Annotated in this window: 24 protein-coding genes; 11 read left to right on the forward strand and 13 right to left on the reverse strand. The window is 61.2% G+C overall.

Translation table 11 applies throughout. The annotated features are described in order from the left end of the window. Positions 1-120: 120 nt before the first annotated feature. Complete coding sequence (locus IEW00_RS07120; RefSeq protein WP_188513664.1) at positions 121-2,640, reverse strand: TonB-dependent receptor domain-containing protein; 2,520 nt, start codon at positions 2,638-2,640, stop codon at positions 121-123. Positions 2,641-2,965: 325 nt separating this feature from the next. On the opposite strand from IEW00_RS07120, the gene IEW00_RS07125 reads away from it, so the two are divergent. Continuing rightward, positions 2,966-3,148, forward strand: coding sequence for a DUF3008 family protein (locus IEW00_RS07125; RefSeq protein ID WP_188513665.1), 183 nt, complete (start codon positions 2,966-2,968; stop codon positions 3,146-3,148). A 165-nt stretch (positions 3,149-3,313) separates the two neighbouring features. Here IEW00_RS07125 and IEW00_RS07130 read toward each other — a convergent pair whose 3' ends face one another. From IEW00_RS07130 to IEW00_RS07150, 5 genes are all read right to left on the reverse strand, one after another. After that, complete coding sequence (locus IEW00_RS07130) at positions 3,314-3,655, reverse strand: hypothetical protein (protein WP_188513666.1); 342 nt, start codon at positions 3,653-3,655, stop codon at positions 3,314-3,316. 156 nt (positions 3,656-3,811) lie between these two features. Next, positions 3,812-5,824 carry an RNA polymerase sigma factor RpoD gene (gene rpoD, locus IEW00_RS07135; protein WP_188513667.1) on the reverse strand — a complete coding sequence of 671 codons (2,013 nt, stop codon included), beginning with the start codon at positions 5,822-5,824 and terminating at the stop codon, positions 3,812-3,814. Positions 5,825-5,987: 163 nt separating this feature from the next. Next, the gene (gene dnaG, locus IEW00_RS07140; protein ID WP_188513668.1) at positions 5,988-7,928 is read right to left on the reverse strand and encodes a DNA primase; all 1,941 of its coding nucleotides are present in this window, start codon (positions 7,926-7,928) and stop codon (positions 5,988-5,990) included. Then, complete coding sequence (locus IEW00_RS07145) at positions 7,925-8,335, reverse strand: GIY-YIG nuclease family protein (protein WP_188513669.1); 411 nt, start codon at positions 8,333-8,335, stop codon at positions 7,925-7,927. Before IEW00_RS07145 ends, dnaG begins: the two co-directional genes overlap by 4 nt. A gap of 85 nt (positions 8,336-8,420) precedes the next feature. Beyond that, entirely contained in the window at positions 8,421-8,879 is a 459-nt protein-coding gene (locus IEW00_RS07150; RefSeq protein ID WP_188513670.1) for a GatB/YqeY domain-containing protein, read from the reverse strand. Between the two features lie 232 nt (positions 8,880-9,111). Here IEW00_RS07150 and carA point away from each other — a divergent pair, with 232 nt between their 5' ends. From carA to IEW00_RS07175, 5 genes are all read left to right on the forward strand, one after another. Beyond that, the gene (gene carA, locus IEW00_RS07155; RefSeq protein ID WP_188513671.1) at positions 9,112-10,386 is read left to right on the forward strand and encodes a glutamine-hydrolyzing carbamoyl-phosphate synthase small subunit; all 1,275 of its coding nucleotides are present in this window, start codon (positions 9,112-9,114) and stop codon (positions 10,384-10,386) included. Continuing rightward, positions 10,383-10,754, forward strand: coding sequence for a ribonuclease E inhibitor RraB (locus tag IEW00_RS07160; RefSeq protein WP_188513672.1), 372 nt, complete (start codon positions 10,383-10,385; stop codon positions 10,752-10,754). The genes carA and IEW00_RS07160 overlap by 4 nt, the downstream gene beginning before the upstream one ends. A 63-nt stretch (positions 10,755-10,817) precedes the next feature. Then, a complete protein-coding gene (gene carB, locus IEW00_RS07165; protein ID WP_188513673.1) occupies positions 10,818-14,171 on the forward strand; it encodes a carbamoyl-phosphate synthase large subunit in 3,354 nt (1,117 codons plus the stop codon). A gap of 104 nt (positions 14,172-14,275) precedes the next feature. Continuing rightward, positions 14,276-14,752 (forward strand): transcription elongation factor GreA, encoded by a 477-nt coding sequence (greA, locus tag IEW00_RS07170; protein ID WP_188513674.1) that lies wholly within the window; start codon positions 14,276-14,278, stop codon positions 14,750-14,752. A 3-nt stretch (positions 14,753-14,755) separates the two neighbouring features. Continuing rightward, positions 14,756-15,433, forward strand: a complete 678-nt coding sequence (locus IEW00_RS07175; protein ID WP_188513675.1) for a rhomboid family intramembrane serine protease — start codon at positions 14,756-14,758, stop codon at positions 15,431-15,433. A 14-nt stretch (positions 15,434-15,447) separates the two neighbouring features. Here IEW00_RS07175 and IEW00_RS07180 read toward each other — a convergent pair whose 3' ends face one another. From IEW00_RS07180 to IEW00_RS07195, 4 genes are all read right to left on the reverse strand, one after another. After that, positions 15,448-15,672: a DUF4170 domain-containing protein gene (locus IEW00_RS07180; protein WP_188513676.1), complete on the reverse strand. Its 225-nt coding sequence runs from the start codon at positions 15,670-15,672 to the stop codon at positions 15,448-15,450. Positions 15,673-15,823: 151 nt separating this feature from the next. Beyond that, positions 15,824-16,198 carry a hypothetical protein gene (locus tag IEW00_RS07185; protein ID WP_188513677.1) on the reverse strand — a complete coding sequence of 125 codons (375 nt, stop codon included), beginning with the start codon at positions 16,196-16,198 and terminating at the stop codon, positions 15,824-15,826. After that, positions 16,195-16,638 (reverse strand): phage holin family protein, encoded by a 444-nt coding sequence (locus IEW00_RS07190; RefSeq protein WP_188513678.1) that lies wholly within the window; start codon positions 16,636-16,638, stop codon positions 16,195-16,197. The genes IEW00_RS07185 and IEW00_RS07190 overlap by 4 nt, the downstream gene beginning before the upstream one ends. A gap of 31 nt (positions 16,639-16,669) precedes the next feature. Beyond that, complete coding sequence (locus IEW00_RS07195) at positions 16,670-17,263, reverse strand: hypothetical protein (RefSeq protein ID WP_188513679.1); 594 nt, start codon at positions 17,261-17,263, stop codon at positions 16,670-16,672. Between the two features lie 214 nt (positions 17,264-17,477). Here IEW00_RS07195 and eno point away from each other — a divergent pair, with 214 nt between their 5' ends. From eno to IEW00_RS07215, 4 genes are all read left to right on the forward strand, one after another. Continuing rightward, complete coding sequence (gene eno, locus IEW00_RS07200) at positions 17,478-18,752, forward strand: phosphopyruvate hydratase (RefSeq protein ID WP_188513680.1); 1,275 nt, start codon at positions 17,478-17,480, stop codon at positions 18,750-18,752. A gap of 83 nt (positions 18,753-18,835) precedes the next feature. Next, entirely contained in the window at positions 18,836-19,147 is a 312-nt protein-coding gene (locus tag IEW00_RS07205) for an FtsB family cell division protein (RefSeq protein WP_188513681.1), read from the forward strand. Positions 19,148-19,372: 225 nt separating this feature from the next. Further along, entirely contained in the window at positions 19,373-20,392 is a 1,020-nt protein-coding gene (gene pdhA / locus IEW00_RS07210; protein WP_229736895.1) for a pyruvate dehydrogenase (acetyl-transferring) E1 component subunit alpha, read from the forward strand. Further along, on the forward strand, positions 20,392-21,786 hold the full coding sequence (locus tag IEW00_RS07215; protein ID WP_188513683.1) for a pyruvate dehydrogenase complex E1 component subunit beta: 1,395 nt from the start codon (positions 20,392-20,394) through the stop codon (positions 21,784-21,786). The genes pdhA and IEW00_RS07215 overlap by 1 nt, the downstream gene beginning before the upstream one ends. A 37-nt stretch (positions 21,787-21,823) precedes the next feature. Here IEW00_RS07215 and IEW00_RS07220 read toward each other — a convergent pair whose 3' ends face one another. From IEW00_RS07220 to IEW00_RS07230, 3 genes are read right to left on the reverse strand one after another with little or no spacing between them, the layout of a single operon-like run. Continuing rightward, positions 21,824-22,687: a TadE/TadG family type IV pilus assembly protein gene (locus IEW00_RS07220; protein ID WP_188513684.1), complete on the reverse strand. Its 864-nt coding sequence runs from the start codon at positions 22,685-22,687 to the stop codon at positions 21,824-21,826. After that, positions 22,684-23,283: a TadE/TadG family type IV pilus assembly protein gene (locus IEW00_RS07225; protein ID WP_229736870.1), complete on the reverse strand. Its 600-nt coding sequence runs from the start codon at positions 23,281-23,283 to the stop codon at positions 22,684-22,686. The genes IEW00_RS07220 and IEW00_RS07225 overlap by 4 nt, the downstream gene beginning before the upstream one ends. Further along, a complete protein-coding gene (locus IEW00_RS07230; RefSeq protein WP_188513685.1) occupies positions 23,280-25,250 on the reverse strand; it encodes a pilus assembly protein in 1,971 nt (656 codons plus the stop codon). Before IEW00_RS07230 ends, IEW00_RS07225 begins: the two co-directional genes overlap by 4 nt. 125 nt (positions 25,251-25,375) lie before the next feature. Between IEW00_RS07230 and IEW00_RS07235 the strand changes: the two genes are divergently transcribed. After that, complete coding sequence (locus IEW00_RS07235) at positions 25,376-26,038, forward strand: squalene/phytoene synthase family protein (protein WP_188513686.1); 663 nt, start codon at positions 25,376-25,378, stop codon at positions 26,036-26,038. Positions 26,039-26,059 lie beyond the last annotated feature (21 nt).

Here is a 26,059-nt window from a genome sequence, read left to right on the forward strand (position 1 = left end):
GCGCGTTCCTGTGCTGCTGTCGTTTGAGCAGCAGCACAGGGACGCGAAGCATTGGCTGGTAGTAGCTATGCCCCTATTTGCGCCGACACGACCGCGCCAACGGTTGCATCGTTCCCAAACCTAAAAATCGAAGCGCAGAGAGCCTGAAACTGTGCGACCGTTGATCGCCCGAGCAAACCCGACGCCATTGGCTGGCATGCTGGCCTGATTGACCTCGAAAATGCCCAGCGTGTTGAACACATTGTTCGCATTGAGCGAGAAGCTTCCGCCATCGAACACCTTGACCTGCGCGAACAGGTCGACCGTGGTGAAGCCTGGCATCACGAGCAGGTTGGAATCCTGCGCGAAGCTCTTGGTCATTCCAACCACGCTGGCCCCCAGCACGGCAACGCCCAGGTCGATCTGCGGGGTCGCGGTGAACGTCCAGTCGGGTTGGTGGCGCGGTTCCTTTCCGGTGAGGCTGGCATCGAGCAGATCTTCTGTGATCTTGGCCTTGGTGTACGTTGCCCCAAGCGTCAGGCTGAACGGTCCGCGCTGAACGCCGCCTTCCAGCTCGACCCCGGTGGCGCGATAGCTGCGATCTGTGCGGTTGGCCGCGCCATTGAGCACGTTGTGATCTGCAGCGGTCACCCGGAAAGCGGTGGCGTTGAAGGTGATTCCGTCCTGACGGAACTTCAAACCGCCCTCGAGTTGCTTGACGACATCCTGCTTGTCGCGATTGCTGCGCACGCTGCCATCGGCATTGTTGATCAGCGGCGTGAACAGGATCTTGTCGGCATTGGCGCGGGCGCCCTTACTGTAGCGTCCGAACAGCGAGAACGGCTCGGACACGCGGTAGTTGATCCCGCCCGAATAGCTCAGATAGCCATAATTGTAATTCACCGCGCCCGGCTGGGTAAACGGCAGGACCGCCACGCGGGTTTCCGCGCGATTGATGATGCCATCGTTGTTGATGTCCTGCGTGATCAGGCCGTTGCTGCCATTGTTCAGATCGGCCCCGACCAGCGAACCACGCACGCGGCCGGTGTCGTAACGCACGCTGCCGCCGATCGCGATCTTGCCGAAATGGTAGTTGATCGAACCATAAGGCGCGAACACCTTGTAATCGACATCGAACGCGCGGCGAAATAGGCTGCTGGCACGACCAAAAGAGAAATAGCCGTTCAACGTTTGCGGTACGCCTGCTGCGTTGAAAATATCCACCATCGCGGTTCCGGCATTGCCATTGGCGTCGATGTTCATCGCGGTGTGCAGCCAGGTGGTGTGCAGATCCTGTGTGGCGAGATAAGCACCGACCGTGGTGGTCAGCTTGCCGTCGGGAAGATCCCACACCTTCGATGCGCGTAGATCGTTGGTAAAGTTGTCGAGCGACCGCGCCCGCACGAACGATACGAAGTATAGCGAGAGCAACCCGTTGCCGTTGATCATGTCGGTGGGCAGGATCGGCTGGCCCGCCAAGGGTCCGCTGGCATAGCGCGCAGTCGAGCCTGCACCGCCCTGGCCCGCGGCAAAGGCCGAGACCGTGTTGGCGGTGTTGGGGAAGGCGCGACTGAAGTCACCACCATTGGCGGCGTAGCGCATCTTTTCGGTGATCGTCCATCCGGCGACCTCGAACTGCGCCTCAAGCCCGACGGACTTGGACACGGCGCTTTGACCGGTCGCGATGGGAAATGCGGCGGGCTGGTTGTTCTGGTCCAGCGTCACCACCGGGCCCAGGAACGGCGAAAGCACTGAATCCCGCCTCAGGTCGAACCCTTCGAAGTTGCGGTACTTCGGATCGTCGTTGGTGCCGGTGATGTTGATGAAATACGGCGCGAACGTCGGTGAACGATCGTCGAGATATTTGAGGTACAGCCGGACATAGCCGTTTGCGAATTCGCGGGTGATGTTGGCCTTGATCTGGCCGCCGCGCCAACCGTCGAAGCCGACGCGGCGCGGGCCTTCGCCCGAACGGTAGAAGCCGCCGATGTGAAAGCGCGTATTCTCGCCCAGACGTGCGCCATAATCGAAATCGACGCGCTTTTCGTCATAGTCGAGGCCGGTGGTCAGCTGGATCGATCCGCCTTCGACATCGCCGGTGCGCGAGATGATGTTGATCAGCCCGCCGGGCGAGTTGGAGGCGAAGGTCGAGGCCGAACCGCCGCGGATCGTCTCGATCTGCGCGATGTTGAAATCGTTGCGCAGATAGACATCGGTGCCGACGTTGAACAGATCGCCGAACTCGAGCAGCGGCAGGCCATCTTCCTGGAACTGCATGTATTTCGACCCACCGGCGGCCAATGGCAGCCCGCGCACGGTGTAGTTGTTGTTGCCTTCGCCGATACCCGATTCGACCCGCAACCCCGCCATGGTGCGCAGGATATCGCCGATCGAGCGGCTGCCGAGCTTGCGCACGTCCTCGCCGCGCAGCGAGCTGGTCGATGTGGCACTGTCCAGCCGGTCGCGGCCCTTGGCCATTCCGGTGGAGAACACTTCTTCGGCTGGCCCAGCGCGATTTTTATCGGGCTGAGTGTCGGCATCGGCTTCGTTTGCGGTTGCAGCAGTGGCGGCGTCGCTTGCGGTGGTCGCAACGGTCTCGGCGAAGGCCGGGGTGGCAAGTGCAAGGTACGAAGTTGCTAAAAGAAGTGCGGCCTTATGCATGTTCAGTCGTCCTCTCTCGTGGCCGACTATTCAAGTGCCGACCTTATCAACGCGGAGCAGGCCTTATTATATTGGGGATTGGCAGCGAACGGCCCGAGAGGGGACGAATTTCTGCAGTCATCTTGTTAAGTGTTTCTTGGAACGACGAAAAAGCAGACGCGCAATGCGGTCTTTCAGTTCGGATCGTTCGAATGCTTGGCATGTTCTGGAGGTGCAAGAAGACCACGCAGCGCGGCGGGGCTGGCCGTTGGGCGGGTGACACAGGTTAAAGCTGTCACGGCGCGCCTGTATAAACTGGACGGCGAAAAAGTCAGGAGAATGGACGATGCCCGCCAAATCGAAAGCGCAGCAAAAAGCCGCCGGAGCCGCGTTGTCCGCCAAGCACGGCGATACCAAGATGAAGGACCTCAAGGGCGCATCGAAGGACATGGCCAAATCGATGAGCGAGGATCAGCTCGAGGACTTCGCGAGCACCGAGCGCAAGTCGCTGCCCGAACGGAAGGATTGAGGAAGAGCTGTTGAATGCGCCGACTTCCGTCGCGCGTTCAGCGACAACGGCAACCCGACGCTCGATACGCTGCTGCGGGGGATGAAAGCGTTTGGGGTAAGGCTGGCGGTGGCGGCTTAAGGCGGTCCAGCGCGAAAGCGGCCATGCGCTTTAGCTACCTTAATATTACGCACAGGTTACTTCGGTTTTTTCACTTACAAGCTTATACGTGCCTATAGCCTTAAATTTGACCTTGATGGCGTCGAATGGAGGGGGCGCGGTTGCAATCACCCTTGATTTTTTGTCATCGACAACTGCAAACCTTACGGTTGTACGGTCGATTATATATTTGCTATTTCTCGCGATTGCATCGAACCAGTACCATCTGGTATAACCACTCTTATCAAAGTGGCACTTTTTTAAATCGATTTTGTCGTCGACGTAAACGGCGTCCTCTTGTTGCAGGATGAATGGAGCATAGGTGGGAGCTTGTGCAGATAGGGTGAGAACCATCAGAGATTTAATCATCAGCCCGAACCCCAATTTGCTCAGGTGCAATAGCTTATACACGGCTCGCGTGAATACCGTCCTAGACTTCGAGGCCTGCGTCGCCGCCGTTTAACGACTAAAGGCTATGCGTGGCAATTGGTGTGACGGCTCACCCGACAATGGCGGCCGCCACTCTCACTGATCCAAGAACGACCGCATCTTCCTTGACCGCGACGGATGCTTCAGCTTGCGCAGCGCCTTCGCCTCGATCTGCCGGATACGCTCGCGCGTCACCGAGAACTGCTGGCCGACCTCTTCAAGCGTATGATCGGTGTTCATGCCGATGCCGAAGCGCATGCGCAGCACGCGTTCTTCGCGCGGCGTGAGCGAGGCGAGCACGCGGGTGACCGTTTCCTTGAGGTTCGCCTGGATCGCAGCATCCACGGGTATGATCGCGTTCTTGTCCTCGATGAAATCGCCCAGGTGGCTGTCTTCCTCGTCGCCGATCGGCGTTTCGAGGGAGATCGGCTCCTTGGCGATCTTCATCACCTTGCGGACCTTTTCGAGCGGCATCGATAGACGCTCGGCCATTTCCTCAGGCGTCGGTTCGCGGCCCTGTTCGTGCAGGAACTGGCGGCTGGTGCGGACCAATTTGTTGATCGTCTCGATCATGTGCACCGGAATGCGGATCGTTCTTGCCTGGTCAGCAATGCTGCGGGTGATCGCCTGACGGATCCACCACGTGGCATAGGTGGAGAACTTGTAGCCGCGGCGGTACTCGAACTTGTCCACCGCCTTCATCAGGCCGATATTGCCTTCCTGGATCAGATCGAGGAACTGCAGCCCGCGGTTGGTGTATTTTTTGGCGATCGAGATGACCAGGCGCAGGTTCGCCTCGACCATTTCCTTCTTGGCGATGCGCGCTTCGCGTTCGCCCTTCTGGACCATGTTGACGATGCGGCGGAATTCGCCCAGCGACATGCCGGTGGCTGCCGCGATGTCGCTGATTTCCGCGCGGATGCGGTCGACCGCGCCCGCTTCGTTGCTGACGAAGGCCGCCCACTTCTTGTCGATGCCCGCCATGGATTCGTGCCACGCCTCATCGAGCTCGTGCCCGACATAACGATCGAGGAAGTCCTTGCGCGGTACCTTGTGACGCTCGGCCAGACGCAGCATCTGCCCGCCCAAAGCGGTCAGGCGGCGGTTGAAGGCATAAAGCTGATCGACCAGATATTCGATCTTGTTGGCGTGGAACTGCACCGATTCAACCTCGGCGGTCAGCTCCTCGCGCAGCTTGTGATAGCTCTTTTCCTTGCCCGCGGGAAAATCGTCGCCGATGCTCAGGGCATTGAGCCGATCGCGCTGGATCTTCTCGAACTTGCGGAACAGCGAGGTTATCAGCGCGAACTTCTCGAGCGCGGCAGGCTTGAGCTGCGCTTCCATCTGCGCGAGGCTGAGGGTGTTGTCCTCTTCCTCGTCGTCATCGGGGCGGCGCGTGCGGCGCTCGGTCAGGTCGTCCTCGTCGTCGTTGGTCTCGGCGACCTCCTCGACTTCTTCTTCTTCCTTGAAGCTGGGGCCGGCGGTCTTTTCCGAAATCTCGCCATCGTCCTCGCCGTCCTCGGACAGGCTTTCGGGCGCGGGTTCCTTCGAGAGCATCGCGTCGAGATCGAGGATCTCGCGCAGCTGCATTTCGCCGTCGTTGAGCGCGGTGGACCATTCGATGATCGCGTGGAAGGTGATCGGGCTTTCGCACAATCCCAAGATCATCGTATCGCGGCCGGCCTCGATGCGCTTGGCGATGGCGATTTCGCCCTCGCGGCTGAGCAGTTCGACCGCGCCCATTTCGCGCAGATACATGCGCACCGGATCATCGGTGCGGTCCATCGTCTCCTTCTTCTTTTCAGGAGAGATGTTAAGCTGTTCCGAACCATCGTCGGGGGCGTCATCGTCGGCGGCGGGCTGCTCTTCGCTGGCTTCCTCGTCATTCTCGACGATGTTGACGCCCATCTCGGAGATCGCGGACATCACGTCCTCGATCTGCTCGGACGACATCTGGTCCTGCGGCAGCGCCTCGTTCAGCTCGTCATACGTGATGTAGCCGCGCTTCTTGGCGCGCGAGAGCAGCTTCTTGACCGAGGCTTCGTTCAGATCGATCAGCGGTGCGTCCGTGGTGTCGGCCTTGCTGTCTTTCGGTGCCTTGCTTGCCAATTCCGTAATTCCTGTCACCTGTGTCGCCGCTGCCCATATGTTGGCTGCGACGATAATTTGCCGTTATATCAGGCCGCTAGCGGCTGATACAAATGTTTTGCGTTCAATCCTGCGCGGGCCTGTCTCATCACATCCGCTCCAGTGTAGGCGACCGTATCGCCGGTTATGCACTGCGTTCGGTTAATTCTATCAGGCGCTGGTCAAACTGCTGCTTTCTTGCCCTTAGCTGTTGCTGCTCCAAAAACAATCCATCACCCGAATCATTTTCTGCCAGATCGGTTTCGAACCGCCGTGTCACCTCACTCAATGCTGCGACCAGCCGGGGGCGGGTGGTCATCACCTCGATCGCCTCGGAAAAATCCTCGGCGATACGGATCTCGCGGGTTTCGTCCGCTTTTTGCTGAATCGCGGTGCAGAAAGAAAAGGGCGGCTTGCCACCCGATTTCAACCGGTCGATCGCCTGTGACATACCCTTGATCTGCAATATGGTCATCAGCCGGGCCGTATCAAGAGTTTCCGCCGCGTCCGCCGGGTGAACCGAATGCGCGTGAGCGGCATCCAGCATTGCGCACAGCAGATCAGCCCAGCTGTCCGCCTGGCCGACGAATTCGCTCAACGCCTCGGAATGCCGTTGCAGTAGCGCGGGGCGGTGGAGCAGGCCGAGCAGCACGCCGCGCAGGATCAGATCGCTCATCGGCTGGCGGGCGAGTTCGCGCAATTCCTCACTCGGCGGCACGGGCTCGTCGCGCCGCTGCCAGCCCTTGCTGCCCTTCTGGCCGGGGCGCTGGCCCGGTCCAGGGGAAAAGCGCGGGGCAGGGCTGAATCTGTTAGCGGACTGCTGGCGCTGTCCGAAGAACATGTCGGAGAACCGCTGACCGATCTCGCGGCGGTACAGCGCCTTGATATCGCCATCGGCTATCGTATCGGCATGGGTGTTGAGTCGCGCCTTCAGCCCCGCGCGCGCTTCGGGGCTTTCGAGTGGCGCGGCGTTCAGTTCGTGCGTCCACAGATGGTCGAGCAGCCCGGTGGCGCGCTCGATGCATGCGCTAAACGCTGCCGGGCCCGATGCGCGCACCAGATCGTCGGGATCCTGCCCCGCAGGCAGCGAGACGAAGCCCAGCGACAGCCCGGGCTTGAGCAAGGGCAGCGCGCGTGCGGCGGCGCGCATCGCCGCCTTCTGGCCCGCACTGTCGCCATCGAAGCACAGCAAGGGCCGATCGACCATTTTCCACAATCGTTCGATCTGATGTTCGGTCAGCGCGGTGCCCAAAGGCGCGACGCATTCGCCAAAGCCCGCCTGCGCGAGCGCGATCACGTCCATATAGCCTTCGACCACCACCACGCGCCCGGTCTGGCGCGAGGCGGGGGCTGCGATATGCAGATTATAAAGCGTGCGCCCCTTGTCGAACAACGGCGTGTCGGGGGAATTGAGGTATTTGGGTTCGCCCTGGCCCAATATGCGGCCGCCAAAGGCGATCACTCGCCCACGCGGATCGCGGATCGGGATCATCACCCGGCCGCGGAAGCGGTCGTAGGGCGGCTTGTCGTCGACCTTGATCAGCAATCCGGCCTCGATCAGCAGGTCCTCGTCGATCGAGGAGAGCGCGGACTTGATGCCGTTGCGGGTATCGGGTGCAAAGCCGATGCCGAAGCGCTGCACCGTCTCCGCCGTCAGCCCGCGCGCCTTCAGGTATGCGCGTGCCTGTTCGCCGGCAGCGCTTTTGAGTTGCGCGACAAACCAGTCCTGCGCCGCCTGGCAGACATCGTGCAGCGACGCGCGCTCCTCGGCTTGGCGAGCGGCACGCGGATCGGGCGCGGGAACGGACATCCCAGCCTCCGATGCCAGCTCCTTGACCGCATCCATGAACCCCAGCCCCTGGTGATCGGTCATGAACCTGATCGCATCGCCATGCGCCCCGCAGCCGAAGCAGTGGTAGAAGCCCTTGTCGTCGTTGATCGTGAAGCTAGGGGTCTTTTCGTTGTGGAACGGGCAACACGCCTTGAACTCGCGCCCGGCGCGCTGGACCTTCACATGCCGGCCGATCACACTCGACAGCGTGATCCGCGAGCGCAGTTCATCCAGCCATTGCGGGGTGAGGGTCATAGATTCTGACCCTGGGCTTCTTGTTCCTCAATGACGCCCCCTCCGTTTGTCCCGAGCCCTTCGGCTGGCTGGCAAGCCAGCCGCTCGGGGTGAACTTCTCGGCGAAGGCGAGAAGTCGAGGGACGCTCGTGAGGCGGTCGCGCATAAAAACTGACCATATCCCAGTCCCCGTTGATCAACCCGATCTTCTTGGCACGAGACCAGGATTTGATCTGCTTCTCGACCTCAACGGCATCGCCTCTCGTCTGGTAATACTCGCTCCACACCAATTCCACAGGCCGCCTGCGCGAGGTTGAATCGCAAAACCCGCCATGCTGGTGCTCCCCCATACGCCGTTCCAGATCATCGGTCTGGCCGGTGTAAAATTTACCGTCTGCGCATTTCAGGATATAGACCCAGAAAGCCATGTTTTGCGCCTCTTGCGGGTTTGCGCACACGTCCCTCGACTTCGCTCGGGACAAACGGATGGGGCTTGGCGGGGCGACGGAGGTGTCAGGACCCCGCAAGCGCTTCCTTCACCCAGCCGCTGGCCTTGCTCATGTCGATCTCGGAGGCGTGGCGGGACTTCACCTCGGCCATGACCTTGCCCATGTCCTTGAGGCTGGACGCGCCGGTTTCGGCTACCACGGCGGCAATCGCGGCCTTGGCTGCCGTTTCGTCGAGCTGAGCAGGCAGGAATTCCTCGATGATCGCGACTTCGGAGGCTTCCTGCGCGGCGAGTTCGGCGCGGCCGCCCTGTTCGTACATCGCAATCGATTCGCGGCGCTGCTTGATCATCTTCTGCAGCACCTCGGTGACCATCGCGTCGTCATCGATGGTCGAAGACGAGGTGCGCAGCTCGATATCGCGATCCTTGATCTTGGCAAGGATCAGGCGGACCGCCGCGGTGCGGGGCTTGTCGCCCCCTTTCATTGCCGCAACCTGCGCAGCCTTAAGCGAATCGCGAATCATGCGAACGCATCCTTTCCCGGTGAATTTTGGAACAAGCGACCAATCTAGCGGGAATAAAATGTTTTTCATAGATTGACCGTGCGACCCCGCTAAGCCTAGTGACCCGCCAATTTGGCCGCTTTCCGGCAGGGGGCGCGAACGGGATCCTGGCAACGCTTTGACCCCGCCCGAACCTGCAATAGTCTGCGGCCCGGCACACTTGCGACTCAACGCAACACAAGGAAAACGATCCATGGCGCACGCCACCACCTCCGCTCAGCCTCAAGGCGCGACCGGCTTGCTGCTTCTGGCCGATGGCACGGCCATCTGGGGCAGGGGCTTTGGCGCTGCCGGGGCCAAGGCTGGCGAGGTCTGCTTCAACACCTCGATCACCGGCTATCAGGAAATCCTGACCGACCCGAGCTATGCCGGGCAGATCATCACCTTCACCTTCCCGCACATCGGCAATGTCGGCGCCAACCCCGAGGACATCGAGGCCGACGTGCCCCAGGCGCTGGGCTGCATCGTGCGCGAGGATGTCACCAACCCTAGCAGCTTCCGTTCCGCCCAGCATTTCAGCGAGTGGCTCGCCGCCAACGGCCAGATCGGCATTTCGGGGATAGACACCCGCGCGCTGACCCGCCGCATCCGTGAGGCCGGCGCGCCCAACGCGGTGATCGCGCATGCCCCCGATGGCGTGTTCGACATGGCCGCATTGCACGCCCAGGCGCAAAGCTGGGCCGGGCTCGAGGGCATGGATCTGGCGATCGAGGTTACCGGCGCGGACACCCGCGGCTGGCAGGGCGGCGTGTGGACTTTGGGGTCCGGGTACAGCACCCAATCCCCGTTTGTCCCGAGCGAAGTCGAGGGACGTAGCGGAACGGTTGCGGAAGGTCCCTCGACTGCGCTCGGGACAAACGGAGGGGGGAGCCAGGACCTGCCCCACGTCGTCGCGATCGATTATGGCGCCAAGCACAACATCTTCCGCTCTTTGGTCAAGGCCGGCGCGCGGGTCACCATCGTGCCTGCGCAGACGCCGATCGAGGCGATCGACGCGCTCCAGCCCGATGGCGTGTTCCTCTCCAACGGCCCGGGTGATCCGGCAGCCACCGGGGTGCATGCCGTGCCGGTGATCAAGGACCTGCTCGAGCGCGACATTCCGATCTTCGGCATCTGCCTGGGGCACCAGCTGCTGGGTCTTGCCGCCGGCGCACGCACCACGAAGATGCACCAGGGCCATCGCGGCGCCAACCATCCGGTCAAGCGGCTGGAGACGGGTGTTGTAGAGATCACCAGCATGAACCACGGCTTTGCGGTCGATGCGGCGACCTTGCCTGCCAATGTCATCGAGACCCATGTCTCGCTGTTCGACGGCAGCAACTGCGGCATCGCCTTCACCGACAAGCGCGCTTTCGGCGTCCAGTACCACCCCGAAGCATCGCCTGGACCGCAGGACAGCTTCTATCTGTTCGAGAAGTTCGTAACCGGCCTCAAGACATCGGAAAAGTTAGGGGAAGCAGCAGCATGAGCATGAAACTCCCCAAGGTCGATCCTGCGCGCATGGAGCAGGAATGGGCGGCCGATCAGGACGTGTTGCGCAATCTGGCGGCCAATGGCGACCGGGCGCAGATCAAGCGTCAGGTCGATGTGAGCTTTCGCGGGAGCGAGGAGAACCTGCAGCGTCTGTCAGAGGCAGCGAGCACCTTCGGTCTGGTAGAACTCGACCGTGAGGAGGATGCCGAGGGCGGCGAGCCGTATCTGTTCTTCGAGCGGTTCCAGGCGGTCGATGCGCAGTCGATCAAGGATCTGACGCGCATCTGCCTGCAAATCGAGATGATGTTCGATGTAGAATATGATGGCTGGGGCTGTGAAGCGCAGTCGGGCACGGTGCACTGACCAAGCCCCCGATCGCCACCTCCCCAAGATGAAATCAAAGCCTTAAAAGAGAGCACAATAACAATGCCCAAGCGCACCGATATAAACAGCATCCTGATCATCGGCGCAGGTCCGATCATCATCGGCCAGGCATGTGAGTTCGATTATTCAGGCACGCAGGCGTGCAAGGCGCTGAAGGAGGAGGGCTACCGGATCGTTCTGGTCAACTCCAACCCTGCCACGATCATGACCGATCCCGACATGGCCGATGCAACCTATATCGAGCCGATCACCCCGGAGATCGTCGCCAAGATCATCGCCAAGGAGCGCGCGGAGCGCCCGAACGAGAAGCTGGTGGTGCTGCCGACGATGGGCGGGCAGACCGCACTCAACACCGCGCTGGCGCTCGACGCCGATGGCACGCTCGAGAAATATGATGTCGAGCTGATCGGCGCGAAGGCCGAGGCGATCGACAAGGCCGAGGACCGGCTGAAGTTCCGCGATGCGATGGACAAGATCGGGCTGGAATCGGCGCGGTCGGGCATTGCCCATACCATCGACGAGGCGCTCGCCGTGCTGGAACGCACCGGCCTGCCGTCGATCATCCGCCCCAGCTTCACCATGGGCGGCACTGGCGGTGGCATTGCCTACAACCGCGACGAGTTCGTCCAGATCGTCACCGGCGGGCTTGATGCCTCGCCCACCACCGAAGTTCTGATCGAGGAATCTTTGCTCGGCTGGAAAGAGTACGAGATGGAGGTGGTGCGCGACAGACACGACAACGCCATCATCATCTGTTCGATCGAGAACGTCGATCCAATGGGCGTGCACACCGGCGACAGCATCACCGTCGCGCCCGCGCTGACGCTGACCGACAAGGAATATCAGATCATGCGCTCGGCCAGCATCGCGGTGCTGCGCGAGATCGGTGTCGAGACGGGCGGATCGAACGTGCAGTTCGCGGTCAATCCCAAGGATGGCCGCTTGATCGTCATTGAGATGAACCCGCGCGTGTCGCGCTCTTCGGCGCTGGCATCGAAGGCGACGGGCTTCCCGATCGCCAAGGTCGCGGCCAAGCTTGCAGTGGGCTATACGCTCGACGAGATCACCAACGACATCACCGGCGCAACGCCCGCCAGCTTCGAGCCGACGATCGATTACGTCGTCACCAAGATTCCCCGGTTTGCGTTCGAGAAGTTCAAGGGTGCAAGCCCGCTGCTGGGCACCGCGATGAAGTCGGTCGGCGAGGTGATGGCGATCGGCCGCAATTTCCAGGAATCGATGCAGAAGGCTTTGCGTGGGCTGGAGACGGGCCTCAGTGGCTTCAACTTCGTCGATCATCTGGTGGGCGCGCCGCATGATGACATCGTTGCCGAGCTGAGCCAGGCGACCCCCGACCGGCTGCTGGTAGCAGCACAGGCGCTGCGCGAAGGCATGACCGTCGAGCAGGTGCACGCGGTCGCAAAGTACGATCCCTGGTTCCTCGAGCAGATCAAGCAGATCGTCGATGCCGAGGCGGAGGTTCTCGCCGATGGCCTGCCGCGCGACGCGGTGGGTATGCGGCGGCTGAAATCGATGGGCTTTTCCGACAAGCGCCTGGCGTATCTTGCGCTGCAATCGGCGCATTTGCGCCCCGGAATGGACCGCGCGCTGGCGCGTGGATCGGGCATGGTGCACGATGCGGTGGTCGCGATGACCGGCGGCGTCACCGAGGCCGAGGTGCGCGCGCTGCGCCACAAGCTTGGCGTACGCCCCGTGTTCAAGCGGATCGACACCTGCGCAGGCGAGTTCGAGGCAAAGACGCCGTATATGTACTCGACCTATGAGGCCCCGAGCTTTGGCGAGCCCGAGTGCGAAAGCCAGCCGACCGGTCGCCGCAAGATCGTGATCCTGGGCGGCGGACCCAACCGCATCGGCCAGGGGATCGAGTTCGACTACTGCTGCTGCCACGCCTGCTTTGCACTGGGTGACGCGGGCTATGAGACGATCATGATCAACTGCAACCCGGAAACGGTCAGCACCGATTACGATACCTCGGATCGGCTGTATTTCGAACCGCTGACCGCAGAGGACGTGCTCGAGATCCTTGATGTCGAACGCTCCAACGGCGAACTCGTCGGGGTGATTGTGCAGTTCGGTGGGCAGACCCCGCTCAAGCTGGCACAGGCGTTGGAAGATGCCGGGATCCCGATCCTGGGCACCTCGCCCGATGCGATCGATCTTGCCGAAGACCGCGAACGCTTTGCCAAGCTGGTTGACAAGCTTGGCCTCAAGCAGCCGATGAACGGCATCGCGCGCAGCCGTGAAGAGGCGATCGCGGTGGCCAACCGCATCGGCTATCCGGTGCTGATCCGGCCCTCTTACGTGCTGGGCGGGCGCGCGATGGAGATCGTTGACGGCCAGGCCCAGCTTGAGTCCTATATCGCCACCGCAGTGCAGGTCTCGGGTGACAGTCCGGTATTGATCGACCAGTATCTGCGCGATGCGATCGAGGTTGACGTCGACGCTATCTGCGATGGGCAGCAAGTCGCGATTGCAGGCGTCATGCAGCATATCGAGGAGGCTGGCGTCCACTCGGGCGACAGCGCCTGCAGCCTGCCGCCTTACAGCCTCTCGGATGACCTGATCGCCGAGATGGAGCGCCAGACGCGTGCGCTGGCCGAAGGACTCAAGGTTCGCGGGCTGATGAACATCCAGTTCGCGGTCAAGGAAGGCCAGGTCTATCTGATCGAGGTCAACCCACGCGCCAGCCGCACCGTGCCGTTTGTCGCCAAGGCGATCGGCCAGCCGGTGGCGAAATATGCAGCGCGGGTGATGGCAGGCGAAATGCTGGCGGATCTGCCGGTGATCGACCGGAACATCAGCCATATGGCGGTCAAGGAAGCGGTTTTCCCCTGGGCGCGCTTTGCAGGCGTCGATCCGGTGCTGAGCCCCGAGATGAAATCGACCGGCGAAGTGATGGGCATCGACAAGGACTTCGCCACCGCGTTTGCCAAGGCGCAGATCGGCGCGGGACTGACGCTGCCGACCAAGGGCACGGTGTTCATTTCGGTCAAGGAAAACGACAAGCCGGTGATCCTCGAAGCTGCGCGCGGCCTCATTGCGCTGGGCATGGACATCGTCGCCACCGGGGGCACGGCGCGCTATCTTGGTGACAACGGGGTCGCGGTGACCGAGGTCAACAAGGTGGCGCAGGGGCGGCCGCATATCGTCGATCGGATCAAGGATGGCGAAATCGCCTTGATCTTCAACACCACCGAGGGCTGGCAGAGCCTGAAGGACTCGCAATCGATCCGTGCCAGCGCGCTCAACGGCAAGATCCCGTACTTCACGACGGCTGCGGCGAGTGTCGCTGCGGTGAGGGCGATGGCATCGCTCGCCAAGAGCAGCCTTGAAGTAAAGCCGCTTCAAGCTTATTATATACGGCCTGACGCTTGACCCCCCGACAAGTCGTTACCCTGAAACGGTCCTGATCCAGGGCCGCTAAGGGCCATATTTCGGGTGATGGGACAGGCTCAGCCAAATAAGAAGGGATATGCCGAATGGCAACCGTCGATAAGCTGCCAATGCTGGCAGAAGGATACGAGAAGCTTACGCGCGAGCTGAAACTGCTCAAGGAAGAGCGCCCGCTGATCGTCGAGGCGATCGAGGAAGCGCGCGCGCATGGCGATCTGTCCGAGAACGCCGAGTATCACGCCGCCAAGGAACGCCAGGGCCAGGTCGAGGCAACCATTGGTGATCTGGAAGGCAAGTTGAGCCGCGCGCAGATCATCGATCCGACCACGCTCTCGGGCAACAAGGTGGTGTTCGGCGCAACCGTGACACTGCTCGACGAAGACGACAAGCCGATCAAGTACCAGATCGTGGGTGAGGCCGAGGCGGATGCGCGCAAGGGCCGCATCAGCTATTCCAGCCCTATCGGCCGCGCGTTGATTGGGCGTCTGCTTGATGACGAGGTTGAGGTCAGCGTGCCTTCGGGCGACAAGTTTTACGTCGTGTCGAAGATCGAGTTCATTTAAGCGATGCCCAATCTGCCGCGCGGCGCGGCGACCAATGTACTTGTCATCGCCAATGTCCTGGTGTGGCTGGCTGGATTGCTGTCGGGCTGGACCGAACGGTTTCAGGTCGAGGGGGGCTTCTGGTCGGCACGGCTGTCAGACAGCATCCACGGCCATGCCAGCGCATTGCCCACAGACTACCCCTGGCTGGTGCCGGTTTGGCTGACCCCGGTCACTTCAGCATTTCTGCATGCGGGGCTGTTTCATCTGGCGATGAACATGCTCGTGCTGCTGTTTATCGGACGGCTGATCGAGGCAGCGCTGGGGACCGAGCGGTACCTGCTGCTTTATGCCGCCGGGATCATTGGCGCTGCGGGCGTGCACTATCTGGTCGATCCTGCCTCGACCACCCCGGTGGTTGGTGCGAGCGGCGCGATTTCGGCATTGCTCGCCGCGTATTTCTTGCTGTTCTCGCCGCGCAAGCCGCGCGCGGTCGGGCCGTTTTCAGGGCTCGTGGTTCACATTGCCTGGCTTGCCGTTGCTTGGACAGGGATCAACCTGCTCAGTCAGTTCGCCTTTGCAGGGACCGCTCTGGGTATCGCGATCTGGGCCCATATTGGCGGATTTGCCGCAGGCCTGCTGCTGGCGGTGCCGCTGGCGCAGAGCCATGGCACCCGCAGACCGCGACACGATATCCCGTGACGTTTTAAAGGCGGTCAGGCCTGATCGGGGGTTTCAGGATCTAGCAGACGGTGCATGTGAACGATCACATAGCGCATTTCGGCATCATCCACCGTGCGCTGGGCGTTGCTGCGCCAGGCTTCCTCGGCGCTGGCATAATCGGGATACACTCCGACAAGATGCATCTTGTCGAGTTCGCAGAAATCGAGGGTCTGCGGATCGCTGACGCGTCCGCCCATGACGAGATGAAGTTTGCTCATTGAATTGCGCGTTCCTTGATCGATGAACGGGACACCTGCTGGCATCCTCTCCCCGCCGGAGCCCTGCAGGCCACCGTATGATTGGGGTGCGCCATAGTCGCAATCGAAACGATTTTCCAGCCCTGTCGCGCGCAGGCTGTCGCGCTGGCGATCAACCCTTGGTTTTGGCGCGAACTCTGGCCGCGGCTTTATCGATCGACACCTTGGTTTTCTCTATCACCGGCGCACATGCCTGGGAAATAGGCTTGCGGGCGAAGAACAATCCGCTGAGGACGCCTGCCATCGCTAGTTTGCCGCGGTGCATCCAGGCGGTGGCCCCCACCTTATCCACTGCGCCACCGATTGCGTCCGCCGCCGTCTCAACGGCCTCGTTGCGCATATTGACCGGATTGAACCGAACCTGGGCGCGGGCCAGCGCCTGTTGCCACTGGCTGCGAGCAGCCAATCTCCGTGCAGCGACCTCAGCCAAGCTTGGCTCATGCTCAACCGAAACAGGGTCATCGGACGCCCGGATCTTATCGGTCATGCGACTGCTCCGTTCGCGCCGGTTTCGGGGGGGAGGCCGGCATCAGGCTCGGGATCGCCCGCAAACATAGCGCTGATTTTGCCGATCCGCCCGGCCGCGGCCCATAAGCACAGAACGGCCAGCAGCAGCGATCCGGCAACGGTCGCTGCCATAGCTCCCCAGGCTCCCAGCACCGGGATTAACGCTATCATCGTCCCGACAACCAGCGCGATCAGCGCACAGCTGATCAGAACCAGACCGATGATGGCAAGGATTGCCATCGCACGGACCTGCTGTCCCACCGCAGCGATACGCGCTTTCTGAAACCCGATTTCGGCATCGATCAGTTCACGCCCATCAGCATACAAACCGCGCAGCTGCGCGATCATGCCGGGTTTGGGCGCCTCTTCGACCGGGGGCTCAGTGTCGCTAACGGGTGCGGTTTCATATACTTGGGTCATGAGCATTCAACAGCCAGCGTATCAACGCCGCTCAGCGTTTCTTGCCGAACACCGATCCAAATATCTTGGCAAGAACGAGGCTGGACACCGCAGCAATGCCAAGTGCAGCGCCTGGCTTGGCACGAACAAATTCGCGGGTATCGGCGGCAATCTCATCGACAGGCTTGGCGCGCAAGCGATCGGCAGCGTCGCTGACCGATTGGGCCGCAGTGCGCGCATAATCGCCATATTTCGGGCCGACATTGTCATCGATCGCGCCTGCACTATCGTTGATAATCCGCGCAAGTCCCTGAACTGCGTCGCTGGTCTTGTCCTTGACATCGACAGCGATTTCGCGCGCTTTGACAGTCACGTTTTCAGGAATCATGGCGCTTACCTTGGCTGCGGCGGCGCCAAAGGCGCTGGCGTCTGTGGAAGATGTCGATGAAGCGTCTGATAACGCATCGGGTTGTACCGCAAGTTCTGTTCCGGGCGAAGACACAGGCGGGGTCGCATCGCCGGCGGCGGGCGCGGGCGACGCAATCTCACGCTCGACTGTGCTGTCAGGGCTCGGCGTCTTCTTGGCGCGCGGCTTTTTGGGAGCAGCAGTGGCCGGGGCTTCAGCTTTAAATTCTTCGTCGGACATGATTTCCTCCTCAAGCAATGCAGCAGACGCATGAGGCGCTGCCGAAGTTCCCCTTGCTCGTGCACTATTCTGGCCAGTCCGTGCACATTTTCAAGCGATTTCGCCTGTGCAGCATCGCGGTGAAACTGAGCCTCGGTATGGTTGCAATGCCGCAGCCGACGCCCTAGGGCATGCGCTAATTATTCCACCTGCAATCCCTGAAAGAGTGCTGCTTATGACCGCGATCATGGACATTCACGCCCGCCAGATTCTCGATAGCCGCGGCAACCCGACGGTAGAAGTCGATGTGTTGCTCGAGGATGGCAGCTTCGGCCGGGCAGGGGTGCCTTCAGGCGCATCGACCGGAGCGTATGAAGCCGTGGAAATGCGCGATGGCGACATGTCGATGTATATGGGCAAGGGCGTCACCAAGGCGGTGGACATGGTCAACAGCGAAATCTTCGAGGCGGTCGTCGGGCTGGACGCCGAAGACCAGCGTGACATCGACATGGTGATGATCGGCCTCGACGGCACCGAGAACAAGTCGCGGCTGGGCGCAAACGCGATCCTGGGTGTCAGCCTTGCCGTCGCGAAGGCCGCCGCCGATGCGCGCGGCATGCCCTTGTACAGCTATGTCGGCGGTGTCTCGGCACATGTACTTCCAGTGCCAATGATGAACATCATCAATGGCGGCGAACATGCCGACAACCCGATCGACTTCCAGGAGTTCATGATCATGCCGGTCGGCGCGGACAGCCTGGCCGAAGCAGTGCGCTGGGGCTCGGAAATTTTCCACACGCTGAAGAAGGGCTTGCACGAAAAGGGTCTAGCGACCGCGGTCGGCGACGAGGGCGGCTTTGCCCCCAACCTCGCTTCGACCCGCGCCGCGCTCGATTTCATCATGGCTTCGGTTGAAAAGGCAGGTTTCAAGCCTGGCGAGAACGTCGTGCTGGCGCTCGATTGCGCCGCGACCGAATTCTTCCGCAACGGCAAGTATGAGATCAGCGGCGAAGGCCTTTCGCTCAGCCCCACGCAAATGGCCGACTATCTCGGCAAACTGTGCGATGAATATCCGATCCGCTCAATCGAAGACGGCATGAGCGAAGACGACTTCGAAGGCTGGCTCGCGGTCACCGAACTGCTCGGCAAGAAGGTGCAATTGGTCGGCGATGATCTGTTCGTCACCAACCCCGAGCGGCTGGCGATGGGCATCGAAAAGGGTCTGGCCAACAGCTTGCTGGTCAAGGTCAACCAGATCGGCACGCTCACCGAGACGCTTGAGGCCGTCAGCATGGCGCACCGCGCGGGTTACACTGCGGTGATGTCACACCGTTCGGGTGAAACCGAGGATGCGACCATCGCCGATCTGGCGGTTGCCACCAACTGCGGTCAGATCAAGACCGGATCGCTTGCCCGTTCGGACCGGTTGGCCAAGTACAACCAGCTGATCCGCATCGAAGAAGAGCTGGGCCCCAGCGCATATTATGCCGGAATGGGCATCTTTCGCTGATCTTGACATCTACTGATCGCATATTTGATTCGGGTAGGCGGTTTCGGCTTGTCAGCCCGAATCAATTGTGATTCAACGGGATAATGCCGCAACGTAAACCCGTCATCAAGCCAGCCAAGCAGGCAATCGCTCCGGGCATCTCGCTCGTCGCGCTGCTGGTGATTGCGGCGTACGCGTTGCTGGGCCCCACCGGCGTGCTCGCCTGGGGCGATTACCGCCAAAGGCTCGAGGTGCAGAAAGTCGAATTAGCGCGGCTTCACGACCAGCGTGACGCCCTTCGCAACCGGGTCAGGCTGCTTGATCCGCGCGCGGTCGATCCCGATCTGGTGAGCGAACTCGTTCGTCGTGACCTCAATGTCGCGCATCCCGATGAAATCATCGTTCCATTGAAATAGCGTGCCGACCCGCCGCGCCGGCGGATCGCGGAATGCTGCGGATTATTGCGCAAAAACCGCGTTGGCCGTTGCGTAAACGGCGCGCTTGCTTCTATATGCGCTCCGGTCGTTTCCTCCCCCCTGCCTCACGGCAGCGATCCTCATCGCGAAAGGTTTCCCGTCTTGGTCAAGACACCCGCTGCAAAGCCCGAACGCAAGCCTCCTGCAAAATCCGTATCTGCCGTTTTGCCCGAAGAAGGGAGCAATCATCCCCGCCCGCGCGATCCGCAGCGGCATGAGGCCACACAGGACGAGCTGCTCCATTTCTACAAGGAAATGCTGCTCATCCGCCGCTTTGAAGAGCGCGCCGGCCAGCTGTATGGCCTGGGTCTGATCGGCGGCTTCTGCCATCTGTATATCGGTCAGGAAGCCGTCGCGGTCGGGCTGCAATCGGCGCTGACGCCAGGCAGGGACAGCGTGATCACCGGATATCGCGATCATGGCCACATGCTGGCCTATGGTATCGATCCCAAGGTCATCATGGCCGAACTGACCGGCAGAGGCGCGGGAATTTCGCGCGGCAAGGGCGGGTCGATGCATATGTTCTCGACCGAGCACAAGTTCTACGGCGGTCACGGCATCGTCGGCGCACAGGTCCCGCTCGGCGCGGGGCTCGCCTTCGGGCATAAATACACCGAGGACGGCGGCGTGTGCATGGCCTATTTCGGTGATGGCGCGGCCAACCAGGGCCAAGTGTATGAAAGCTTCAACATGGCCGCGCTGTGGAAGCTTCCGATCATCTTCGTGATCGAGAACAACGGCTATGCGATGGGCACCAAGGTATCGCGCAGTAGCGCCGAGACCGAATTCTATCGGCGCGGCGATTCCTTTCGGATACCCGGCATGCAGGTCAATGGCATGGACGTGCTTGAAGTGCGCGGCGCGGCCGAGGCGGCGCTGGAATATGTCCGCGGCGGCAACGGCCCGTTGTTGATGGAACTCAAGACCTATCGCTATCGTGGCCATTCGATGTCCGATCCTGCCAAGTATCGCAGCCGCGAGGAAGTGCAGAACATGAAGGACACGTCGGATCCAATCGAGGCGGCGAAGGCCGAGCTGCTCAAGATGGGCGTCACCGAAGAGACGCTGAAGTCGATCGACAAGGACATCCGCAAGACGGTCAGCGAGGCGGCGGACTTTGCCGAAACCTCGCCCGAACCGGACCCGTCCGATCTGTATACCGATGTGCTGGTGGAGCAATATTGATGGCCATCGAACTGAAAATGCCCGCGCTTTCGCCGACCATGGAAGAAGGCACGTTGGCCAAATGGCTGGTCAAGGAAGGCGACATCGTTGCCTCTGGCGACATTCTGGCCGAAATCGAGACCGACAAGGCGACGATGGAATTCGAGGCGGTCGACGAAGGCACGATCACCAAGATCCTGATCGCCGAAGGCACCGACAACGTGAAGGTCGGCGCGGTCATCGCGATGATCGCTGCTGAGGGTGAGGACGCACCGTCGCCAGCGCCCGAAGCTTCACCCGCTCCAGCCGCAGAGCCCAAGGCCGAGCCCGAGGCTGGCAAGTCCGAATCGCCGACCGAGGATTCGAAGATCGTTCCTGAAACCCCCAAGCGCGCACCGGTGAGCGATCCTGCGATCCCCGAAGGCACCAAGATGGTTTCGACCACGGTGCGCGAGGCTTTGCGCGATGCGATGGCGGAGGAAATGCGCCGCGACGATCGCGTGTTCGTGATGGGCGAAGAAGTTGCCGAGTATCAGGGCGCGTACAAGGTCACCCAAGGACTGCTCGAGGAATTCGGCGCGCGCCGGGTGATCGATACGCCGATCACCGAATACGGCTTTGCCGGTATCGGCGCGGGCGCGGCGATGGGTGGCCTGCGTCCGGTGATCGAGTTCATGACCTTCAATTTCGCGATGCAGGCGATCGACCACATCATCAACTCTGCGGCCAAGACCAACTATATGTCGGGCGGCCAGATGCGCTGCCCGGTGGTGTTCCGCGGACCCAATGGCGCGGCCAGCCGCGTCGGCGCCCAGCACAGCCAGAACTTCGGTCCCTGGTATGCCAGCGTTCCGGGTCTGATCGTGATCGCGCCTTATGACTCAGCCGATGCCAAGGGCCTGCTCAAGGCCGCGATCCGCACCGAGGATCCGGTGGTGTTCCTCGAAAACGAGCTGGTCTATGGCCGCAGCTTCGATGTGCCTGCGCTCGACGACCATGTCCTGCCGATCGGCAAGGCGCGCATCATGCGCGCCGGGGCCGATGTCACGCTGGTCAGCTATTCGATCGGGGTTGCGATTGCGCTCGACGCTGCCGAAAAGCTGGCAGGCGAGGGCATCGAGGCCGAGGTCATCGATCTGCGTACGCTGCGCCCGCTCGATACCGTAACGGTGCTCGAAAGCCTGAAGAAGACCAACCGCATGGTCGTTGTCGAAGAGGGCTGGCCGGTTTGCTCGATCTCCAGCGAAATCATAGCGGTAGCGATGGAGCAGGGCTTCGATGATCTCGATGCACCGGTGCTGCGCGTCACCAACGAGGACGTGCCGCTGCCTTATGCAGCGAACCTGGAAAAGCTGGCGCTGGTTGATAGTGCCCGCGTGATCAAGGCGGTCAAGAAGGTCTGCTACCGGGATTGAGTCTGATCGGTGACCGGATCACCCGATCCGGTCACCGTCAGACTTTGACGCAGATCAGTCCCGCAACACAAAGTCCCTTGCCGGGATTGTTGGGGTTCGTACCTCCGCTATGACCCGGATATGCGCTGGGATTGGCTGCGGCAGCGTTTGATGCAGCCTGCGCTGAGGCAATGGCTGCATCGGATGTTTGCGGCAGGATTGCATCGAACTTGTCGCATGTCGACTTGCGACCGGAGGACACATTGTCCGATGGTGGCTTGCCGATCTCACGGCTGTCACGCACGATATAGGCAGCTTCCTGTTGGAGCGCGCGTTCTTCCATGAACATGCTGCCGAACAGCGGATAATAGGTATAGCTGAGTTCGACGTACATTACCGCAGTGCCGGGCGTAGCTTTCACCTGGTCGCCTGCAGGGCCCATTCCCTGAAAGCCGGTACCGGTCTTTCCAGTGCCTTCGGCACCGTAGTTGGGCTCGTCGAACTGCATCCCCTTGCAGCGCTGCCACATGATCGTCTGGCCACCCTGTGCATTGACTTCAAGGCTCGAGAGAATGGTGCGGCCATCCTGATACAGATCGGTAGCCCCGGCCTGCAGCGCTGCAGCCTGAAAAACATCGTTGATCTGCTGTTCGCTGATCACTTTGGCGCCGAGCGTTGCGTTGAGCGTTCCGATCCGTGAGGCGTTATCGGCCATGTTGAGCGCGATCTGGCTCATCTTCATCTGGGTAATCGCAAGGTTGGATACCTCGACCCCGTAAAATCCCAGCCCCATGAAGATGGGCAAGGTGAAGGCGAATTCGATCAGCGCAAGGCCGGACCGGTCCTGCCGCAGCTTGCGGACGAACTGTTTGCCGCGCACCAGAATGCCGGACTGGTGGAACGGGAGCTGGACAGCGGTCATGTGCAGATCACTTCCTTGGTTTCGGATGCCTGGTCGCCATAAGGCTGGTTGCGCAGCACGGTTGCAGAGGCGATGGTTGCTCTCCCGCTCATCCCGATCAGGTTGTAGAGCGGGAACTTGCGATCATAGTTCATCCGCACGGTATAGAGCACGACGTCGCGCGCGCCGCCGACGCCGTCCTTGCCAAGGTCTGCGTCCCATGTGCCGTTGCCGTTTTCATCGGTAAAGCACTCGCCTGCATCGCGAACGCCGTTGCTGTTCTTGTCTTCGAAATCCTCGGGCAGACCGACCTTGGCAAAGTCGCGATAGTTGCGGCGTTCGTAGGTGAAGTCGGCTCCGGTAGCGATCGGGCCCAGATTTTCCGTCACCTTGGCGTCGAGCGTGTTGACCGCGCTGGTCCCCGTCTCGAGCGCGGAGTCACGCCCGGCTTTCTGCACTGCGCCGTCTAATATGGCGCGCGCATAGACGTTGTAGCCCAGGTCGAATACGCCCAGCAGCAGCATGATGAAGGTCGGTGCAATCAGGCCGAATTCGGTGGCTGACACCCCGCGCCGGTCCTGCGTCGCCCGCTTGATGAAACCGAGATGTCCCATCATTTGGTCAGCCTCAGTTCGGAGATCTGCTTGGCGATGTTCTGGAACGCAGTGTTCAACGCGGTGCTATTGGCCGCCGTATAGGCACTGCCCGTGCTGGCACAGGTCTGCAGATCATTGGTCAGCGTGGTTCCGAACGCGATCACCCAAAGCCGGATGCCCTTGCCCTTGATCGCCTCGCAGATCGCCAGATAGCGGCGGCGCTGCCGCTCCAGCTGGGTTGGGTTGTTGCTTCCGCCGGTCACGCGACGGTCCAGCGACTCGGTGCCATACATGCTGGCGACGAAGTCATAGCTGGTCAGCTCGCCGTCCGTCATGAAGATCACATGGCGACCGACCGACCCGCCGTTACCGGGCGAAGCGTTGACGTTCGATGCAAAGATCCCTTGGGGCGAGGCTATGCGCGCGCCCCACAGCAGTCCGACGTCATGATAGGTGCCACCCACTGCGACCAGTGAGTTGACGTATGACTGAACCTCGGTGCGCGCCATCGTCGAGAGCAGGCGGGCCTTGCTGGGGCAGGCGGTCGAGCGTGATCCATTTCGCTGAAAATAGACCTGCTCCCAATAGGGGCGCCATTTGGTGGCATCACTGCTGGGGGCGGCATCGATGTTCAGATCATGTGCGTTGGTGCTGCCATCGACCGTGATGCCGTTGGAGCCATAAGCAATCACGCTTCCTGCGATGGTGTCGCGTTCCTCGATGCATCCGGCCCAACGGCTGGTGCTATTGTTGATTTCGCTTGGGGTCAGCACAGCCGGATTGGCGGTCTTGATCGAGCGCACGAAATCATAGGTCGGGTAAGTGCGTTGCATGTATTCCCAGCGCACGAATGTCGAGCCCGGTTCCTGCGTGGTGGATTCGGTTTCCACCGTCCTCTGCCGCACGCATTGCTTGTCGTTGTAGTCGCTCCAGCCCGATGCCCGCCCACCCCAGCTGTAAGCCGTGTAGCTGGTCTTTGTCGTCAAACCCCCCGACGTGGATTCAATCGGAGTGCCTGAAGGATTGGGATTAAAACCATAGCCCCAGCCACCTCTGTTATCTCCATAGTTGACGCAGTTCTGGAGGGAGATGTTGGTTCCTCCGCCAGACACGGTGCTGTGGTTCCGGGTCGGACAGCTAAACGATTGGTTGCCACCAAACACCTGGCAATCGACTGCGGTGGTGCGCCATATTGCGCGGCGCGACTGATAGTTCCAGCTATCGGCAGTATTGCCACCGTTCATCCAGGTCTGGTTGGTGTCGTACAGGATCTCGCCGACATTGACATTGGTAGAATAGGGCACAAACCCATAGCGGATACGCGCAAGGCTCCCAGTCGCGGCGTTGGCCAGCGTGTCATAAAAGCTCATGACCGAGTTGCGCAGCGCGGTGATCTTGACGATCGAGCCTCCGCCACCGACCGGAATGGAATCGTTCATCGATCCGGTGACATCGAGCACGAAGGTAACGTCCGAGTTGCTGAGGTTGAGTTCGGCCTCGCAGGCGACATCGATCGGGATCGTTTCCTTGCCGAACATTCCCATGATCGCGGTTGGCATTATCGTCGAGGCGGTGCCCAGCACCTTGCTGGTGCCCGAAGGATTGGTGGTAACGAACGACACGTCGGTTGTGTCATTATACCCTTCCTTGAAATTGATGTCGAAAAAGTCCTGTGCCTGAGCCTTGGCAGCCTCCGAATAGTTGCTTTGCTGCATGGCGCGTCGTCCGGCGAGAACCCCTGCGTCGCAGGCCTGCTGGATCCGTGACTTGACCATATAGGCGCGGCTCATGTCGACCGCGCCGCCGATCATCGCCGCCATCGGCAAGATGCTGGCTGCGACGATCGGCAGCACGTTGCCGCGCTTCGAGGCGATCAGTCGGTTGAGCGCCGGGCGGGAGTGCGAAAGCCAAGCAACCTTGCCGGGTACAACAAAGTGTGCGGCCATGGCGTCGACGCCAGGCGATGTATCGATGCTGCGGATCGTCATGGTTTATGGATGCCCCTGTCGCGTATCGGGCCTTCTACGCGGCCAATGGTAAGCAGCCTTAAAAGGGAGATGGTTACCTTGATCTTTACCTTGATCCGGCCCGGTTTATAGTGGATCGCGCGGGCATGAACGCGCCCGATATCCCCGTTTCACCGCTGGTGACGCTCGCCAGCAGCTACGGCGACGCGCAGATGCGGTCTTGGTGCCACGCGCTTTTCGCCTTCGATGCTCAGATTGCCGGGATCGTTCTGCAGGCCCGTGAACCGATGTTGGCACGCATCCGCCTCCAATGGTGGCATGACGTCATCAGTAAAAGCGCCGCCGAGCGGCCCTCGGCCAACCCCGTGCTCGCTGCACTGCTGCCGCTGGAGGCGCAGGGGCTTGATCTGCAGACTGCGCTCGGCCCGGTGATCCGCGGCTGGGAGGCAGCGCTTGAACTGGACGATGCCGAGGCGGTCCAGGATTTTGCATCGGGCAGGGGCGCGCTGATAAGCGCTTTTCACCCACTGGCACCCGAAGTTGGCCGCGATGAACTGGACCGCACAGGGCGCGCCTGGGCGCTTTGGGACATGGTGCGCTTTCACAGGCGAACATCTGCGCTCGATAGTGCCCTGCTGCCCCTCGATGCCGCCGCGCTGGCTGGGACGAGGTTACCCCGCAAGCTGCGGCCCATATCGGTGATCGCACGTGCGGTGCAGCTTGACATCGCGCGGGGCGAGTTGGATCGTCCGTGGGGCAGCCCCGGCGTCTTTATCGGCTTGGTCTGGCATGGTCTGACGGGTCGGTAACCACGACCCGTTGCAGGCGGG

It is taken from the genome of Blastomonas aquatica, from assembly GCF_014639875.1.
GTDB lineage: Bacteria > Pseudomonadota > Alphaproteobacteria > Sphingomonadales > Sphingomonadaceae > Blastomonas > Blastomonas aquatica.